At 54.7% G+C, this 14,532-nt stretch carries 9 protein-coding genes; 8 read left to right on the forward strand and 1 reads right to left on the reverse strand.

All coding sequences use genetic code 11. The annotated features are described in order from the left end of the window. The first annotated feature begins 52 nt into the window (after nucleotides 1–52). A complete protein-coding gene (yegD, locus tag SK32_RS07940) occupies nucleotides 53–1,405 on the forward strand; it encodes a molecular chaperone (RefSeq protein WP_048212049.1) in 1,353 nt (450 codons plus the stop codon). 99 nt (nucleotides 1,406–1,504) lie between these two features. On the opposite strand, the gene SK32_RS26710 is transcribed toward yegD, so the two are convergent. Beyond that, nucleotides 1,505–1,618, reverse strand: a complete 114-nt coding sequence (locus SK32_RS26710) for a type I toxin-antitoxin system Ibs family toxin (RefSeq protein WP_115602258.1) — start codon at nucleotides 1,616–1,618, stop codon at nucleotides 1,505–1,507. Between the two features lie 224 nt (nucleotides 1,619–1,842). Here SK32_RS26710 and SK32_RS07945 point away from each other — a divergent pair, with 224 nt between their 5' ends. From SK32_RS07945 to trhP, 7 genes are all read left to right on the forward strand, one after another. Continuing rightward, nucleotides 1,843–3,090 carry an MdtA/MuxA family multidrug efflux RND transporter periplasmic adaptor subunit gene (locus tag SK32_RS07945; protein ID WP_048212050.1) on the forward strand — a complete coding sequence of 416 codons (1,248 nt, stop codon included), beginning with the start codon at nucleotides 1,843–1,845 and terminating at the stop codon, nucleotides 3,088–3,090. Further along, entirely contained in the window at nucleotides 3,090–6,212 is a 3,123-nt protein-coding gene (locus SK32_RS07950; RefSeq protein WP_048212051.1) for an MdtB/MuxB family multidrug efflux RND transporter permease subunit, read from the forward strand. Before SK32_RS07945 ends, SK32_RS07950 begins: the two co-directional genes overlap by 1 nt. Further along, nucleotides 6,213–9,293, forward strand: coding sequence for a multidrug efflux RND transporter permease subunit MdtC (gene mdtC, locus SK32_RS07955; RefSeq protein ID WP_048212052.1), 3,081 nt, complete (start codon nucleotides 6,213–6,215; stop codon nucleotides 9,291–9,293). Further along, nucleotides 9,290–10,702, forward strand: coding sequence for an MFS transporter (locus tag SK32_RS07960; protein WP_048212053.1), 1,413 nt, complete (start codon nucleotides 9,290–9,292; stop codon nucleotides 10,700–10,702). The genes mdtC and SK32_RS07960 overlap by 4 nt, the downstream gene beginning before the upstream one ends. Beyond that, nucleotides 10,702–12,105: an envelope stress sensor histidine kinase BaeS gene (gene baeS, locus SK32_RS07965; RefSeq protein WP_048212054.1), complete on the forward strand. Its 1,404-nt coding sequence runs from the start codon at nucleotides 10,702–10,704 to the stop codon at nucleotides 12,103–12,105. The genes SK32_RS07960 and baeS overlap by 1 nt, the downstream gene beginning before the upstream one ends. After that, complete coding sequence (baeR, locus tag SK32_RS07970) at nucleotides 12,102–12,824, forward strand: envelope stress response regulator BaeR (RefSeq protein ID WP_008785214.1); 723 nt, start codon at nucleotides 12,102–12,104, stop codon at nucleotides 12,822–12,824. The genes baeS and baeR overlap by 4 nt, the downstream gene beginning before the upstream one ends. A gap of 165 nt (nucleotides 12,825–12,989) precedes the next feature. Next, complete coding sequence (gene trhP / locus SK32_RS07975) at nucleotides 12,990–14,351, forward strand: prephenate-dependent tRNA uridine(34) hydroxylase TrhP (RefSeq protein WP_048212055.1); 1,362 nt, start codon at nucleotides 12,990–12,992, stop codon at nucleotides 14,349–14,351. Nucleotides 14,352–14,532: the final 181 nt, after the last annotated feature.

Genomic DNA, 14,532 nt, shown 5'->3' on the forward strand with positions numbered 1-14,532 from the left:
CGACATTTCGCTAAAGTCACGCCCCTTCTTCACTGGCATGGGGATTTCTACGGTGTTTATTGGTTTTGACTACGGTACGGCAAACTGTTCAGTAGCCGTAATGCGTGACGGGCAGCCACACTTGCTCAAAATGGAAAACAACAGCACGTTACTGCCCTCAATGCTTTGTGCGCCTACGCGCGAAGCGGTGAGCGAATGGTTGTATCGCCATCATGATGTCCCCACGACGGATGCCGAAACACAGGCGCTACTGAGTCGTGCAATGCGCTATAACCGCGATGAAGACATCGATGTTAGCGCCAATAGCGTGCAGTTTGGTCTGGCGTCACTGGCGCAATACATTGACGACCCGGAAGAGGTGTACTTCGTTAAATCGCCGAAATCATTTTTGGGTGCCAGCGGTCTGAAGCCGCAGCAGGTTGCGCTATTTGAGGATTTGGTTTGTGCGATGATGCTGCATATTCGCAATCAGGCGCAAAACCAGCTGCCTGAAGCGATCACCCAGGCCGTTATCGGTCGCCCGATCAACTTCCAGGGGTTAGGCGGCGATGACGCCAACGCCCAGGCGCAGGGTATTCTTGAACGTGCGGCCAAACGCGCCGGTTTTCAGGATGTCGTCTTCCAGTACGAGCCGGTAGCCGCGGGTCTGGATTTTGAAGCAACCTTGCAGGAAGAAAAACGCGTACTGGTGGTGGACATCGGCGGTGGCACCACTGACTGTTCGCTACTGCTGATGGGACCGCAATGGCATCAGCGCGCCGATCGCGAAAACAGCCTGCTGGGACACAGCGGCTGCCGCGTGGGCGGTAACGATCTGGATATTGCGTTAGCCTTTAAACATCTGATGCCACTGCTGGGCATGGGCGGCGAAACGGAAAAAGGCATCGCATTGCCGATTTTACCCTGGTGGAACGCGGTCGCGATCAACGATGTTCCCGCGCAAAGTGATTTCTACAGTACCGCCAATGGACGTTTACTCAACGATCTGATCCGCGATGCGCGTGAAGCAGACAAAGTCGCGCTGCTGCTTAAAGTCTGGCGTGAACGCCTGAGTTATCGCCTGGTACGCAGCGCAGAAGAGAGCAAAATTGCGCTTTCTGACCAGACAAACGTTACCGCGGCACTGCCGTTTATCAGCGATGCGCTGGCCACCGCTATCAGCCAGCAAGGACTGGAAATGGCGTTAAATCAACCGCTGGCACGTATTCTTGAGCAGGTTCACTTAGCGCTGGATAACGCGCAGGAAAAACCAGATGTCATTTATCTGACCGGCGGTAGCGCCCGTTCACCGCTGATCAAAAAAGCCCTTGCTGAACAGCTTCCGGGGATCCCTATCGCCGGTGGCGATGATTTCGGCTCTGTCACCGCCGGACTGGCCCGCTGGGCTGACGTTGTTTTCCGCTAAGCGGCTCGCAGGCTTAAAGGTGCGCGTATTGACATCATCGTTACTGTGGCTTATTTTCAGGAGTGAGGGTTAGGGAAGGTTTCCCCTCCCCCTGGTGTCTTAGTAAGCCGGTAAGCTAATGACTAAGAGTACCACCAGTATGATGACGTACTTCATCATAACCCTTTCCTTATTTTGGCCCCTTCCTCGGGAGGGGCTTTCCCGTTCCAGCATCCCGCTGAAATCTTTGGCTTACCTCCTTTTGCCTTGACCGCACTCTAACGCACAATGACGCATTCGCTATTTTCGCCGCAAATTGTTGCGTAATGCCTCGCAAAGCCGCGCCGTCATTCAGACGAATCCCGACAGTGTTTCATAATTCCTCCATTTTTCTCCCTTGTTCACTGGCTAAACTAGTATCATTCCGCGAAACGTTTCAGGATGAGAAACTCATAACAATGAAAGGCCGTAACAAATCCCGCTGGGTGATAGTAATCGTGATCGTCGTGGCCGCCATCGCCGCCTTCTGGTTCTGGCAAAGTCGCAGCGAGCCCCAGGGAACAGCCCCCGGCGCAACCCGTCAGACGCAACCTGCTCCGGCTACGGGACGGCGAGGAATGCGTTCCGGTCCGTTGGCTCCGGTTCAGGCGGCCACGGCAGTCGAACAAGCAGTTCCACGCTATCTGACCGGGCTGGGTACCATTACTGCCGCGAACACCGCGACGGTACGCAGTCGCGTGGACGGCCAACTCATCGCCATACACTTTCAGGAAGGGCAACAGGTGAAAGCCGGCGATCTGCTGGCTGAGATAGACCCCAGTCAGTTCAAAGTCGCACTGGCGCAGGCGCAGGGGCAACTGGCAAAAGATAAAGCCACGCTGGCCAATGCTCGTCGCGACCTCGCCCGCTATCAGCAGTTGGTTAAAACCAATCTGGTCTCTCGTCAGGAACTGGATGCGCAACAGGCGCTGGTCAACGAAACACAAGGGACGATAAAAGCCGATGAAGCCAGCGTCGCCAGCGCGCAATTGCAACTCGACTGGAGCCGGGTAACGGCACCTGTTGATGGTCGGGTGGGCCTGAAGCTTGTGGATGTGGGTAACCAGATATCCAGCAGCGATACCACCGGGATTGTCGTCATTACACAAACCCATCCTATTGATCTGGTTTTCACTTTGCCAGAGAACGATATCGCGACCGTAGTACAGGCACAGAAATCGGGGACGCCACTGAAAGTTGAGGCCTGGGACCGTACCAACTCACAAAAACTGAGCGAAGGCGTGCTGCTGAGCCTCGATAACCAGATTGACGCCACCACCGGCACCATCAAAGCAAAGGCCCGCTTTAACAACCAGGACGATGCCTTGTTCCCGAATCAGTTTGTTAACGCTCGCATGCTGGTCGACACGCAGCAAAATGCCGTTGTGATCCCAACAGCCGCCCTGCAGATGGGCAACGAAGGCCACTTTGTCTGGGTGCTGAACAGCGACAACAAAGTCAGCAAACATCTGGTTAAACCGGGTATTCAGGACAGCCAAAAAGTGGTGATCGCCGCAGGGTTGTCCGCGGGCGATCGCGTCGTCACCGACGGGATTGATCGTCTGACGGAAGGCGCAAAAGTCGAAGTCGTTGAGGCGCACGACGCCTCTGTTTCCGATGAGAAAACAGCGCCACGCGGATACGGCAAAAAAGGAGCCAACTCCTGATGCAGGTGTTACCTCCCGGCAATACAGGCGGCCCGTCCCGCCTGTTTATTCTGCGCCCCGTCGCCACCACGTTGCTGATGGTCGCGATTCTGCTTGCGGGTATCATCGGCTATCGTTTCCTGCCCATTGCGGCATTGCCGGAAGTGGATTACCCCACCATTCAGGTCATAACGCTCTATCCCGGAGCCAGCCCGGATGTCATGACGTCTGCGGTTACCGCGCCGCTTGAACGTCAGTTCGGTCAGATGTCTGGCTTAAAACAGATGTCCTCGCAAAGCTCCGGTGGCGCATCGGTCGTCACGTTGCAGTTTCAACTGACCCTGCCACTGGATGTTGCCGAGCAGGAAGTTCAGGCCGCCATCAATGCTGCTACCAATTTATTGCCGAGTGACCTACCTAACCCACCGGTCTACAGCAAAGTTAATCCAGCCGATCCGCCAATCATGACGCTGGCCGTCACCTCGACCGCCATGCCGATGACGCAGGTGGAAGATATGGTCGAAACCCGCGTCGCGCAGAAAATATCTCAGGTTTCCGGCGTCGGTCTGGTAACCCTTTCCGGTGGACAACGTCCGGCGGTCCGCGTGAAGCTTAACGCACAGGCCATTGCCGCCCTCGGTTTAACCAGCGAAACCATCCGTACGGCCATCACCGGTGCCAACGTTAATTCAGCGAAAGGGAGTCTTGATGGGCCTACGCGCGCCGTTACGCTTTCCGCTAATGACCAGATGCAGTCCGCAGATGAATATCGTCAGCTCATTATTGCCTATAAAAACGGTGCGCCGGTTCGTCTGGGCGATGTCGCTACCGTCGAACAAGGAGCAGAAAACAGATGGCTGGGTGCATGGGCAAATAAGCAACAAGCTATAGTGATGAATGTGCAGCGCCAGCCTGGGGCGAACATTATCTCCACGGCAGACAGTATCCGCCAGATGCTGCCACAACTCACCGAAAGCCTGCCCAAATCGGTTAAGGTCAGCGTACTTTCCGATCGTACCACCAATATTCGTGCCTCTGTTGCAGACACCCAGTTCGAGTTGATGCTGGCGATAGCGCTGGTGGTGATGATTATCTACCTGTTTCTGCGCAATGTTCCGGCGACGATTATTCCTGCAGTCGCCGTACCGTTGTCGTTAATCGGCACCTTCGCGGTGATGGTATTTCTTGATTTCTCCATCAACAACCTGACCTTAATGGCGCTCACCATCGCAACGGGCTTTGTGGTGGATGACGCTATCGTGGTTATCGAGAATATTTCGCGCTATATCGAAAAAGGGGAAAAACCGCTGACTGCCGCCCTGAAAGGCGCAGGCGAGATTGGTTTTACCATCATCTCCCTGACGTTTTCATTGATTGCGGTATTGATCCCACTGCTATTCATGGGCGATATCGTCGGGCGCTTGTTCCGTGAATTCGCCGTTACGCTGGCCGTGGCGATTCTGATTTCCGCCGTCGTTTCACTTACCCTCACGCCGATGATGTGCGCGCGTATGCTTAGTCAGGCCTCATTGCGTAAGCAAAACCGCTTCTCCCGCGCCTCGGAGCGCATGTTCGATCGTGTGATTGCCGGGTACGGTCACTGGCTGGCAAAAGTGCTTAACCATCCGTGGCTGACGCTGAGCGTGGCGCTCGGCACGCTGGCATTGAGCGTCATGCTGTGGGTTTTCATCCCCAAAGGTTTCTTCCCAATTCAGGACAACGGCATTATTCAGGGCACGCTGCAGGCTCCACAATCCAGTTCATTTGCCAGCATGTCCGAGCGCCAGCGTCAGGTTTCAGATGTCATCCTTAAAGATCCGGCGGTAGAGAGCCTGACCGCGTTTGTTGGCGTAGATGGTACGAATCCGGCATTAAACAGCGCGCGTTTGCAAATCAACCTTAAACCGCTGGATGAACGTGACGATCGCGTGCAGAAAGTGATCGCCCGGTTACAGGACGCGGTTGACAGAGTCCCCGGCGTTGACCTCTACCTTCAGCCGACCCAGGACCTGACAATTGATACCCAGGTCAGCCGGACGCAATATCAGTTCACGCTGCAAGCGACATCCCTTGATGCCCTCAGCACCTGGGTTCCACAGCTGATAGCAAAACTAAATCAGCTACCGCAACTGTCCGATGTCAGTAGTGACTGGCAGGACAAAGGGCTGGTAGCGTATGTGAACGTCAATCGCGACAGCGCCAGCCGTTTAGGCATCAGCATGGCGGATGTCGATAACGCCCTGTACAACGCCTTCGGTCAGCGGCTGATTTCAACCATTTACACCCAGGCCAACCAGTATCGCGTGGTGTTAGAACATGACACCAACAATACCCCTGGGATTGCTGCGCTGGATACCATTCGTCTGACCAGTAGCGATGGCGGGATCGTACCGCTCAGCGCGATCGCCAGTATTGAACAGCGTTTTGCCCCGCTGTCGATTAACCATCTTGATCAGTTCCCGGTGACGACTATCTCGTTCAATGTGCCAGATAATCAGTCATTGGGCGATGCAGTACAGGCGATTCTGGATACTGAAAAAACGCTTAACCTGCCCGCGAATATTACCACCCAGTTCCAGGGCAGTACCCTCGCCTTCCAGGCTGCGTTGGGCAACACTATCTGGTTGATTGTGGCCGCGGTTGTGGCGATGTATATCGTGCTCGGCGTGTTGTATGAGAGCTTTATTCACCCGATTACCATTCTCTCCACACTGCCTACGGCGGGCGTCGGAGCGCTGCTGGCGTTAATGATTGCCGGCAGCGAACTGGACGTCATCGCGATTATCGGCATTATTTTGCTCATTGGGATCGTCAAGAAAAACGCCATCATGATGATCGACTTTGCCCTTGCCGCTGAACGCGAACAGGGTATGGCGCCACGTGACGCCATTTTCCAGGCGTGTTTACTGCGTTTTCGCCCGATCCTGATGACTACGCTGGCAGCACTGCTCGGCGCGTTGCCGCTGATGTTAAGTACCGGTGTGGGCGCAGAGTTACGCCGTCCGTTAGGCATTGGCATGGTTGGCGGTCTGTTGGTAAGTCAGGTATTAACTCTGTTTACCACGCCGGTGATTTATCTGCTGTTTGATCGACTGTCGCTGTACGTAAAAAGCCGCTTCCCACGTCAGGAAGAGGAAGCGTAAATGAACTTTTTCGCGCTTTTCATTCATCGTCCGGTAGCGACCATTCTCATCTCGGTGGCGATTACGCTGTGCGGCATTCTGGGCTTTCGTCTGCTGCCGGTCGCTCCACTGCCGCAGGTTGATTTCCCGGTGATTATGGTCAGCGCATCATTACCCGGTGCCTCCCCTGAAACGATGGCATCTTCGGTCGCAACTCCGCTGGAGCGCTCACTTGGGCGGATCGCGGGCGTAAATGAGATGACATCAAGCAGTTCGCTTGGCAGTACGCGCATTATTCTCGAATTTAAATTTGACCGCGACATCAACGGTGCAGCACGGGACGTACAGGCCGCCATTAACGCAGCGCAAAGCCTGCTGCCCAGCGGGATGCCCAGCCGCCCGACATATCGGAAGGCCAACCCTTCTGATGCGCCAATCATGATCCTGACGCTCACGTCTGACACATACTCACAGGGTGAACTGTACGATTTCGCATCGACGCAACTGGCGCAGACCATCGCACAAATCAATGGCGTCGGTGATGTGGATGTCGGAGGAAGCTCTCTTCCCGCCGTGCGTGTGGGGCTTAATCCGCAGGCGCTGTTTAACCAGGGTGTATCACTGGACGCAGTGCGTAGCGCGATCGACAACGCTAACGTGCGTAAGCCACAGGGCGCTATCGAAGATGAAACCCATCGCTGGCAGGTACAAACTAACGATGAGCTGAAAACCGCCGCCGAATATCAACCTATTATCATCCACTATAACAACGGCGCAGCGGTGCGGCTGGGTGACGTTGCGTCTGTAACCGACTCAGTACAGGATGTTCGTAACGCGGGGATGACCAACGCCAAACCGGCCATTCTGCTGATGATCCGCAAACTGCCGGAAGCCAATATTATTCAGACAGTAGACAGCATTCGCGCCAAATTGCCGGAATTACAAACGCTGGTCCCGGCCGCCATCGATCTGCAAATCGCCCAGGACCGTTCGCCGACTATTCGCGCCTCGCTGGAGGAAGTCGAACAGACGCTGATTATCTCCGTCGCGTTGGTTATCCTGGTGGTGTTTGTTTTCCTGCGCTCCGGGCGCGCGACCTTAATCCCCGCAGTAGCGGTTCCGGTCTCGCTGATTGGTACCTTTGCCGCCATGTATCTGTGCGGATTCAGCCTGAATAACCTGTCGTTGATGGCGTTAACCATTGCGACGGGATTTGTCGTCGATGATGCCATTGTGGTGCTGGAAAATATTGCCCGTCACCTGGAAGCGGGAATGAAGCCACTCCAGGCGGCATTACAGGGTACGCGCGAAGTGGGATTCACGGTGCTCTCCATGAGCCTGTCGCTGGTGGCGGTTTTCCTGCCGCTGCTGTTAATGGGCGGGTTGCCTGGACGCCTGTTGCGCGAATTTGCCGTCACGCTGTCGGTTGCCATCGGTATTTCACTGCTGGTATCGCTGACGTTGACGCCGATGATGTGCGGCTGGATGCTCAAATCCAGCACGCCACGCGAACAATCGCGTAAGCGGGGATTTGGCCGTGTATTGGTGGCATTACAACAAAGCTACGCCACCTCGCTGAAGTGGGTGCTACGCCACACGCGCATGGTGGGCGTGGTGCTACTCGCAACCATTGCCCTGAACGTCTGGCTCTATATTTCAATCCCCAAAACCTTCTTCCCGGAGCAGGATACCGGCGTACTCATGGGCGGGATCCAGGCCGACCAGAGCATCTCTTTCCAGGCGATGCGCGGCAAACTGCAGGACTTTATGAAGATCATCCGCGACGATCCTGCGGTAAATAACGTTACCGGGTTTACCGGCGGATCACGCGTCAACAGCGGAATGATGTTTATCACCCTGAAGCCACGTGGCGAACGTCACGAAACGGCGCAACAGGTGATCGACCGCCTGCGTGTCGCGCTTGCCAAAGAACCCGGCGCAAACCTGTTTCTGATGGCGGTGCAGGATATTCGCGTCGGTGGTCGTCAGGCTAATGCCAGCTACCAATACACATTGCTGTCCGACGATCTGGCGGCGCTGCGTGAGTGGGAACCGAAGATCCGTAAGGCGCTTGCCGCCCTGCCCCAACTGGCGGACGTCAACTCCGATCAGCAGGACAATGGCGCGGAGATGAATCTTATCTACGATCGCGACACCATGTCTCGTCTGGGGATCGACGTCGCAGCCGCCAACAGCCTGCTGAATAACGCCTTTGGTCAGCGACAAATTTCAACCATCTATCAGCCGATGAACCAGTACAAAGTGGTGATGGAGGTCGACAGGCGTTACACCCAGGACATTAGCGCGCTGGACAAAATGTTCGTCATCAACAATGACGGTAAGGCGATCCCGTTATCGTACTTTGCCAAATGGCAACCGGCGAATGCGCCGCTATCGGTAAATCATCAGGGATTATCTGCCGCCTCAACCGTGTCGTTTAACCTGCCAACAGGTTCTTCTTTATCTGAGGCGACAGAGGCCATCAACCGAACCATGACCCAGCTCGGCGTTCCCTCCACGGTTCGCGGCAGCTTTGCCGGTACGGCGCAGGTATTTCAGGACACCATGAACTCACAGGTGATCCTGATCATCGCCGCTATTGCCACGGTCTACATCGTGCTGGGCATGCTGTATGAAAGCTATGTTCACCCGCTGACCATTCTCTCCACGCTACCTTCAGCGGGCGTTGGGGCTTTGCTGGCGCTGGAGCTGTTCAATGCCCCGTTCAGCCTAATCGCCCTGATAGGGATCATGCTATTAATTGGCATTGTAAAGAAAAACGCCATCATGATGGTCGATTTTGCGCTGGAAGCGCAGAGAAATGGCAATTTGCAGCCGGAAGAAGCGATTTTCCAGGCCTGCCTGCTGCGTTTTCGCCCAATAATGATGACCACGCTGGCGGCCCTGTTTGGTGCGCTGCCGCTGGTATTATCCGCAGGTGACGGCTCTGAACTGCGTCAACCACTGGGGATAACCATTGTTGGCGGGCTGTTTGTCAGTCAGCTACTGACACTGTACACCACTCCGGTGGTCTATCTCTTTTTCGACCGTCTGCGTCTGCGTTTTTCGCGTAAAAACAGCAAACCGGTAGCAGAGTTATGACAGAACTTCCCGACAGCACCCGCTGGCAACTTTGGATTGTGGCATTTGGCTTTTTTATGCAGTCGCTGGATACCACCATCGTCAACACCGCGCTTCCCTCGATGGCCAAAAGCCTCGGGGAAAGCCCACTGCATATGCACATGGTCATTGTGTCGTATGTGCTTACCGTTGCCGTAATGCTCCCCGCCAGCGGCTGGCTGGCTGATAAAATCGGTGTGCGCAATATATTCTTCACCGCTATCATTCTGTTTACGCTGGGATCGCTTTTTTGCGCCTGGTCCGGAACGCTGAATGAACTGGTGATGGCTCGCGTGTTACAAGGTGTAGGCGGCGCGATGATGGTGCCGGTCGGCAGGTTGACGGTGATGAAAATCGTCCCACGCGAGCAATACATGGCGGCAATGACATTCGTCACCTTGCCCGGTCAGATTGGTCCACTTCTGGGCCCGGCATTAGGCGGTATTCTGGTTGAGTACGCCTCCTGGCACTGGATCTTTTTGATTAACATTCCGGTAGGCATTGTCGGGGCAATAGCGACGTTAATGCTGATGCCCAACTACACCATGCAAACTCGCCGTTTCGACCTTTCTGGATTCATGATGCTGGCTGTCGGCATGGCGGTACTCACCTTAGCGCTTGATGGTAGTAAGGGAACCGGCATTTCCCACATCACGCTGGCAGCACTGGTTATCTGTGGAGTACTGGCGATCCTGCTGTATCTGAAACACGCCCACAACAACCCTCGTGCACTGTTTAGCCTGCACCTGTTTCGTACACACACCTTCTCGTTAGGCCTGTTTGGCAGCTTTGCCGGGCGGATTGGTAGCGGGATGTTACCGTTCATGACCCCGGTATTCCTGCAGATTGGATTGGGCTTTTCGCCATTTCATGCCGGTTTGATGATGATCCCGATGGTGCTGGGCAGTATGGGAATGAAACGCATCGTGGTGCAGGTCGTCAACCGGTTTGGTTACCGTCGCGTACTGGTCACCACCACGCTTGGCCTGTCGATGGTCAGCTTGTTGCTGATGAGCACCGCGTTACTCGGTTGGTATTACGCCCTGCCGTTCATACTGTTCTTACAGGGAATGGTCAATTCTACCCGCTTCTCCTCAATGAACACGCTGACGCTAAAAGACCTGCCGGATGACCTCGCGAGCAGCGGCAACAGCCTGCTGTCGATGATCATGCAACTGTCGATGAGTATCGGGGTAACCATCGCCGGTCTGTTGTTAGGCATGTTCGGGCAGCAACATATCGCCATCGACAGCGCGTCTACGCATACCGTCTTTATGTATACCTGGCTGTGCATTGCGTTCCTTATCGCACTGCCCGCCATCATTTTTGCCCGCGTGCCGGACGACACGCAGACCAACGCGGTGATTTCACGGCGCAAAAGGAGTACCTGATGAAGTTCTGGCGGCCCGGTATCACCGGCAAACTGTTTCTGGCGATTTTCGCCACCTGCATTGTGTTGCTGATCAGCATGCACTGGGCCGTACGCATAAGCTTCGAACGCGGTTTTATCGACTATATTAAGCACGGTAACGAACAGCGGCTGCAAATGTTGAGTGATGCGCTCGGCGAACAGTATGAACAACATGGCAACTGGCGATTTTTGCGCAATAACGATCGGTTTGTTTTTCAGATCCTACGTTCTTTTGAACACGACAACGACGATGATAAACCGGGTCCAGGTATGCCGCCGCACGGCTGGCGTACACAGTTTTGGGTTGTCGATCAAAATGCCCACGTACTGGTCGGCCCGCGGGCTCCGGTTCCCCGCGACGGTATGCGCCATCCCATCCGCGTCAACGGTAGCGAAGTGGGTGCTGTGATTGCCTCTCCGGTGGAGCGCTTAACGCGTAATACCGATATCAATTTCGACATGCAGCAAAGACGTTCCAGCTGGCTTATCGTTGCGCTCTCCACGATCCTGGCGGCGCTGGCAACATTTACGCTGGCGCGTAGCCTGCTGGCCCCGGTCAAACGGCTGGTGGAAGGCACGCACAAACTTGCGGCTGGTGATTTCACCACTCGCGTTGCGCCGACCAGTACGGATGAGCTGGGTAAACTGGCGCTGGACTTTAACCAGCTCGCCAGTACGCTGGAAAAAAACCAGCAGATGCGCCGTGACTTTATGGCCGATATTTCTCATGAACTGCGCACGCCGCTGGCAGTTTTGCGCGGCGAACTCGAAGCCATCCAGGATGGTGTACGTCAGTTCACGCCGGATTCGGTAGCCTCACTGCAGGCCGAAGTCGGTACGCTCACCAAACTGGTAGACGATCTCCATCAGCTTTCTATGTCTGATGAAGGTGCGCTGGCCTATCAGAAAACCTCGCTGGACCTGATCCCTCTGCTGGAAGTGGCCAGCGGCGCGTTTCGTGAACGTTTTGCCAGCCGTGGACTGACGATCCAACTTTCACTCCCGGACAGCATGACAGTCTTTGGCGACAGGGATCGCCTGATGCAACTGTTTAACAACCTACTGGAAAACAGCCTGCGCTACACCGACAGCGGTGGCGGTCTGCATATCAGCGCCGAACAGCGCGAGCGGATGGTGTTATTAACCTTCGCCGATTCCGCCCCCGGCGTTAGCGACGAACAGCTACAGAAACTGTTTGAACGTTTTTACCGCACCGAAGGGTCCCGTAACCGGGCCAGCGGAGGGTCCGGGCTGGGGCTGGCAATTTGCGTCAACATCGTCCAGGCGCATAATGGTCTGATCCGCGCCGCCCATTCGCCTTTTGGCGGGGTTAGCATTACAGTAGAATTACCGCTGGAACGCGATTTACAGAGAGATGTATGACTGAGTTACCCATTGATGAAAACACGCCGCGTATTCTGATCGTGGAAGACGAACCCAAGCTGGGGCAACTGCTAATCGACTACCTGCGTGCGGCAAGCTATGCCCCTACGCTCATCAATCACGGTGATCTGGTGTTGCCTTACGTACGCCAGACGCCGCCCGATCTGATCTTGTTAGATCTGATGTTGCCAGGTACCGACGGTCTGACTCTGTGTCGGGAGATTCGTCGTTTCTCGGAAGTCCCCATCATGATGGTGACCGCCAAAATCGAAGAGATTGACCGCCTGCTGGGGCTGGAGATCGGCGCCGATGACTACATTTGTAAACCGTACAGCCCGCGGGAAGTCGTCGCGCGAGTGAAAACGATCCTGCGCCGTTGCAAGCCGCAGCGCGAACTGCAACAAATGGATGCAGACAGCCCGCTGATTGTCGATGAAGGTCGTTTTCAGGCGTCCTGGCGTGGGAAAATGCTCGACTTAACACCCGCCGAATTCCGCTTACTCAAAACGCTGTCGCATGAACCGGGAAAAGTATTCTCTCGCGAACAGTTGCTTAATCATCTCTACGACGATTACCGCGTGGTTACCGACCGCACTATCGACAGCCATATCAAGAACCTGCGCCGTAAACTGGAATCGCTTGATACAGAGCAGTCGTTTATCCGCGCGGTCTATGGCGTAGGATATCGCTGGGAAGCCGATGCCTGCCGGATTGCGTAATCTGCCAGAAGTCAAAAAGGCCGGGTAAGGCGAAACGCCCACCCGGCACAATAACTTTACCTACCCGTCACGCAGCGATACAATGCCCGCCCTTAATATGGGGGCACTCCCCCAACCGCTTCATTCAGTGAAGCGAGTCTGACCTGTCATCAGAACGAGAAAACTATGTTTAAACCGGAACTCCTTTCCCCGGCGGGAACGCTGAAAAATATGCGTTACGCTTTCGCCTATGGCGCAGATGCTGTGTATGCGGGCCAACCGCGTTACTCTCTGCGTGTACGCAACAACGAATTCAACCACGAAAACCTGCAGCTCGGCATTAATGAAGCCCATGAACTGGGTAAAAAATTCTATGTGGTGGTTAACATTGCCCCGCATAACGCCAAGCTGAAAACCTTCATTCGTGACCTGAAACCCGTTGTGGAAATGGGGCCGGATGCGCTGATCATGTCCGATCCAGGGCTTATCATGCTGGTGCGCGAAAACTTTCCGGAGATGGACATTCACCTTTCAGTACAGGCTAACGCCGTAAACTGGGCAACGGTGAAATTCTGGAAGCAGATGGGGCTGACCCGCGTGATCCTGTCTCGCGAACTGTCGCTGGAAGAAATTGAAGAGATCCGCACCCAGGTTCCGGATATGGAGCTTGAAATCTTCGTGCACGGTGCGCTGTGCATGGCCTACTCCGGCCGTTGCCTGCTCTCCGGCTACATCAACAAACGCGACCCTAACCAGGGTACCTGTACCAATGCCTGCCGCTGGGAATACAACGTGCAGGAAGGGAAAGAAGATGTAGTGGGTAATATCGTACACAAATATGAACCCATACCGGTACAAAACGTGGAACCGACGCTTGGGATCGGCGCGCCTACGGACAAAGTGTTTATGATTGAAGAAGCCCAGCGTCCGGGTGAATACATGACCGCGTTCGAAGACGAACACGGTACTTACATCATGAACTCAAAAGATTTACGCGCAATTGCCCACGTTGAACGCCTGACCCAGATGGGCGTGCATTCGCTGAAAATCGAAGGCCGTACCAAGTCTTACTATTACTGCGCCCGTACCGCACAGGTCTATCGTAAAGCCATTGACGATGCTGCAGCCGGTAAACCGTTCGATCCGCAACTGCTGGAAACACTGGAAGGCCTGGCGCACCGTGGTTATACCGAAGGATTCCTGCGCCGCCATACGCATGACGACTATCAGAACTACGAATACGGTTTTTCTGTTTCCGAACGTCAGCAGTTTGTCGGCGAATTCACCGGCGAACGCAAAGGCGATCTGGCCGCTGTGCTGGTGAAAAACAAATTCACCGTTGGTGACAGTCTGGAGTTGATGACGCCGCAGGGTAACGTCAATTTCACCCTTGAGCAGATGGAAAACGCGAAAGGCGAAGCTATGCCAGTTGCGCCTGGTGATGGTTATACCGTATGGATGCCCGTACCGCAGGATATCGATCTGAATTATGCATTGTTGATGCGTAATTTTGCCGGTGAGTCTACGCGCAACCCGCATGCTAAGTAGTTAATTACGGTTATTTTTCAGCGTTCGGAAGATTCTTAGAAATCGATCACATACCGTTTCGTTCATTAAGGGTATTATCCCCTCCGCTGAAAAACATAACCCATAAATGCTAGCTGTACCAGGAACCACCTCCTTAGCCTGCGTAATCTCCCTTACGCAGGCTTATTTTTTGCCTGCCGTT

It is taken from the genome of Citrobacter sp. MGH100 (assembly GCF_001034465.1).
GTDB classification, from domain to species: domain Bacteria; phylum Pseudomonadota; class Gammaproteobacteria; order Enterobacterales; family Enterobacteriaceae; genus Citrobacter; species Citrobacter youngae.

Coding starts and splice junctions, on each gene's coding strand:
- trhP (WP_048212055.1), top strand. CDS start 12,990: ATGTTTAAACCGGAACTCCTTTCCCCGGCGGGAACGCTGAAAAATATG.
- baeS (WP_048212054.1), top strand. CDS start 10,702: ATGAAGTTCTGGCGGCCCGGTATCACCGGCAAACTGTTTCTGGCGATT.
- SK32_RS07960 (WP_048212053.1), top strand. CDS start 9,290: ATGACAGAACTTCCCGACAGCACCCGCTGGCAACTTTGGATTGTGGCA.
- mdtC (WP_048212052.1), top strand. CDS start 6,213: ATGAACTTTTTCGCGCTTTTCATTCATCGTCCGGTAGCGACCATTCTC.
- SK32_RS07945 (WP_048212050.1), top strand. CDS start 1,843: ATGAAAGGCCGTAACAAATCCCGCTGGGTGATAGTAATCGTGATCGTC.
- SK32_RS26710 (WP_115602258.1), bottom strand. CDS start 1,618: ATGCTGGAACGGGAAAGCCCCTCCCGAGGAAGGGGCCAAAATAAGGAA.
- SK32_RS07950 (WP_048212051.1), top strand. CDS start 3,090: ATGCAGGTGTTACCTCCCGGCAATACAGGCGGCCCGTCCCGCCTGTTT.
- baeR (WP_008785214.1), top strand. CDS start 12,102: ATGACTGAGTTACCCATTGATGAAAACACGCCGCGTATTCTGATCGTG.